This is a genomic window from Micromonospora acroterricola (genome assembly GCF_003172955.1).
GTDB classification, from domain to species: Bacteria; Actinomycetota; Actinomycetes; order Mycobacteriales; family Micromonosporaceae; genus Micromonospora; species Micromonospora acroterricola.
The window spans coordinates 1-4,031 of record NZ_QGKR01000046.1; the positions used below are offsets into that span (position 1 = coordinate 1).

The 4,031-nt window shown below is 75.1% G+C and carries 3 protein-coding genes; all 3 read left to right on the plus strand.

All coding sequences use genetic code 11. From position 1 onward, the window contains the following. On the plus strand, window positions 1-1,818 hold a 1,818-nt coding region (locus DKT68_RS00565; protein ID WP_236646647.1), incomplete at its 5' end, for a LuxR family transcriptional regulator. 49 nt (window positions 1,819-1,867) lie between these two features. Continuing rightward, on the plus strand, window positions 1,868-3,016 hold the full coding sequence (locus DKT68_RS00570; RefSeq protein ID WP_109815486.1) for an acyl-CoA dehydrogenase family protein: 1,149 nt from the start codon (window positions 1,868-1,870) through the stop codon (window positions 3,014-3,016). Window positions 3,017-3,146: 130 nt separating this feature from the next. After that, window positions 3,147-4,031, plus strand: an 885-nt coding sequence (locus DKT68_RS00575; RefSeq protein ID WP_201748842.1) for a hypothetical protein, incomplete at its 3' end; no start/stop codon positions are given.

Here is a 4,031-nt window from a genome sequence, read left to right on the forward strand (position 1 = left end):
CGCATCGGTGCCCGCCGTCGCGGCGGCGGGATGCATCGCCCGGCGCACCGGCTGCTCGCCGGCGTGCTCGACGCGGACGCGCAGCGTCTGCGCCGGGCGATGCATCTCGCCGCCGCGACGGCGGGCACCGATGCGGCCCTGGCCGCCGAACTGGAACAGGCGGCGACCGGTGGGCAGGGCGGCTGGGCCACCGGGGCGGCCGCGCTGTGCCGGGCCGCCGAACTCAGCGACCAGCCGGCCCAGGCAGCGGTCCGCCTGTTGGCCGCCGCCCGGTACGCCTGGGCCGCGGGTCAGACCCATCAGGCTCGGCTGCTGCTCGACCGGCTCCGCGCCGCCCCGGTGGACCCGGCCGTGAGCGGGCACGTCGACCTGCTCCGCGGCGAGCTGGGATTGCGGTGCGGCGCCGCCTCGGTCGCGTCGACCACGCTGCTGGCCTCCGCCGCGTCGCTGGCCGGCACCGACCGCGCCCTGGCCCTGACCGCGCTGGTGCGGGCCGGCGAGGCGGTCTGCTTCGCCGGCGACCAGTACCGGTACGCCGAGGTCGGGCGCCGGGCGCTGGCGTTGCGGCGTCCGAACGACCCGCCGGCCACCGAGCTGATGAGCTGTGTGGTCGCCGGGATCGCGGCCACCCTGCGAGGCGACCATGAGCGGGCCGGGCCCGCGCTGCGCCGCGCCGTGGTGCTGGGCGGGCGGTTGACCGGGCCGGCACTGACCCCGACCGCGCTCACCTGCGCGGCGGCGGCCGGTCTGGTGGTCGCCGTGGACGGCGCGGCGCACCGGCTCGCCGAGCGCGCCGCCGTGTTGGCCCGGGACCGGGGCGAGCTGTCCATGCTGTCCCGGGCGCTGGAGCTGCGGGCGGTCGCCGAGTACTGGCTGGGACGGCACGAGGCGGCGGCGGAGACCTCCCGCGACGGGCTGCGGGTAGCCCGCGCCGCCGGTCAGGTCAACTGCGCCAACATCCACCTGGGCATGCTCGCGGTGCTGGCGGCGATCCGGGCCGACCGGGACACCAGCCTGCGGCGGATCCGGGAGATCGGTGAGGCCCCGACGCCGGGCAGCCGCCCCCACGCGCTCGCCGGGTGGGCCCTGGCGGTGCTCGACCTGGTCGACGGGCGGCACGCCGAGGCCGCGGACCGGCTGGCGTCGCTGGCCCGGCTCGGCACCGGGCGCGGCCAGGTCCTTGTTCAGGTGATGGCCACCCCGTACCTGGTGGAGGCGGCCGCCCACCTGGCGCACCGGCCGGCGGCGACGGCCGCGCTCGCCGTCTTCGACCGGTGGGCCAGCAGCACCGCGAGCCCGTTGCGCCGGGCCCTGTCCGCCCGCTGCCACGCGCTGGTCGCGCCACGGGGCAGCGCCGAGGCCGAGCGGGAGTTCCGGACCGCGCTGCGGCTGCACTCGACCGAGGCCGGCACGTTCGAGCGCGCCCGCACGGAGTTGCTCTTCGGTGAGGAGTTGCGCCGCAGCCGACGCCCGCGCGACGCCCGCGCGCACCTGCACCAGGCCCGCGAGACGTTCACGCTGCTCGGGGCGAACCGCTGGGCCGAGCAGGCCACCGCCGAGCTGCGGGCGGCGGGGGAGTCGGTCGGCCCGCCGGACCTGCCCGCGGCACGGCTGCTGACCGGCCAGCAACTGCGCATCGCCGAACTGGTCGCCGAGGGGGCCACCAACCGGGAGATCGCCGCCCGGATGTTCCTCTCCACCCGCACGGTCGACCACCACCTGCGCAACGTGTTCCACCGGCTCGGCATCCGCTCCCGCACCGAGCTGGTCCGCGCGTTCGCGGCCGAACGGCACGCGGGGTCGGCCTCCGAGCGGTGATCGCCGTCCGCTCTGGACGCCATAAACTATCACCGCTAGTTTATGGCGCATGGAGCTCACCCTCTCCGCCGAGCAGGCGGCCGTCCGTCAGCTCGCCGCCGAGTTCGCCGACCGGGAACTGCTGCCCCACGCGGCGGCCTGGGATCGCCGTGAGTCGGTCGACCCGGCCGTCGTGGGCATGCTCGGCGACCTCGGCTTTCTGGGGCTGACCATCGCCGAGTCCGACGGCGGCTCCGGCGGCGACCACCTCGCGTACTGCCTCGTCCTGGAGGAGCTGGGCCGGGGCGACTCGGCCGTACGCGGCATCGTGTCCGTCTCGCTCGGCCTGGTCGCCAAGTCGATCGCCGCCCACGGATCGGCCGCGCAGCGGGCCGAGTGGCTGCCCCGGCTCTGCTCCGGCACCGCACTCGGCTGCTTCGCGCTGACCGAGCCGGACAGCGGGTCGGACGCCGCCGCCCTGCGCACCCGCGCGGTGCGCGACGGCGCGGACTGGCTGCTCACCGGCACGAAGACGTTCATCACCAACGGCACCACCGCCGACGTCGCGCTGGTCTTCGCCCGCACCGGTGGCCCCGGACACCGGGGCATCACCGCGTTCCTGGTGCCCACCGGGAGCGCCGGGCTGACCCGGCGGGAGATCCACGGCAAGCTCGGCCTCCGGGGGCAGGCGACCGGCGAGCTGCGTTTCGACGAGGTGCGGGTGCCCGACGAGGCCCGTCTCGGCGTCGAGGGCGGCGGGTTCCGTCTGGCGTTGGCCACCCTCGCCAAGGGACGGATGTCGGTCGCCGCCGGCTGCGTCGGCATCGCCCAGGGTTGCCTGGACGCCGCGGTGGGCTACGCCGGGCAGCGGACCCAGTTCGGCAAGCCCATCGCCGGCCACCAGCTCGTGCAGCAGTTGCTCGCCAGCATCGCGGTGGACACCGCCGCCGCGCGGCTCCTGGTGTGGCAGGTGGCCGACCTGATCGACCGCGACCAGCCGTTCGCCACCGAGGCGTCGATGGCAAAGCTCTTCGCCAGCGAGGCCGCCGTCCGGGCGGCCAACAACGCGGTCCAGGTGTTCGGCGGGTACGGCTACATCGACGAGTACCCGGTCGGCAAGTACCTTCGCGACGCCCGCGTCGCCACCCTCTACGAGGGCACCAGCCAGATCCAGCAGCTCCTCATCGGACGCGCGCTCACCGGCGTCAACGCCTTCTAGGTCCAGCGGCTTCGATGGCACGGCCGGACATGTGCCGTCGGGGATCCGACAGCTGGCGACCGACGGAACCGCAACCGTGCGGTGGAAGCATCATCGGTGGCCGCCGTCCCGGTCAGCACAGGAGGATCTGATGCAGCTCATCGCTCGACGTGTCCTGTCGGCCGGCGCCGTCGCCGGCCTGCTGGCGACCGCGGCAGTCGTCGCCGCGTCGCCGGCCACCGCGTTCCCCCGGCCACCCGCGCCGGCCTGCCCCATCGAGACACTGCCCCAGCCTCCGGACATGTACCGCACCCAGGCCTACGCCATCGACAGCACCGGCCGGTACATCGTCGGCGGAGCGTTGCGCGTGGCCGACGAACAACCCACCAAGGCGTTCCTGCTGATCTGGGACCGGGGCCACCTGACGACCGTGCCCTCGCCGTTCGGCGAGGGTGGCGTCGGCGTCAACGCTCGCGGTGTGGTGATCGGCACCGGACACGGCGAGGGTGGGACCCAACCGTGGAGCTACCGCGACGGCGTCTTCACCCTCCTGCCGGCCCGGTCGGACGAGACCTACGTCTCGGCGATCAACGCCGCCGGCGACGTGGTGGGATACGACTACGACGACGCGACCGGCCGCTTTGTGGCGCTGCGCTGGCCGGCGTCCCGCCCGGGCACGTTCGAGGTGCTGGACGTCCCGGCCGGCGGGATGGCGCTGGGAATCACCCGTGACGGCACCATCGTGGGCACCGTCAGCGGCCCCGAACACGCCACGGGTTGGGCTCGGCGCCCGGACGGTCGGTATGCGGAGCTCACCGTGCCTGGCGCCCGGAGTACCCAGGTCCTCGCCGCCGAGGGCAAGTGGGCTCTCGCCCGGGTCGATCTGAGCAACGGCGACCAGTTCGGGGTGCGCTGGAACCTCCGTACCGGCGCGTACACCGTCCTGGACCCGCGGAGTTACGTGGCCACCGACGTCAACTCGCGAGGGGCGGTCGTCGCCGGCGACTGGGTGGTCCGCCCTGGCGCCTCCCGACAG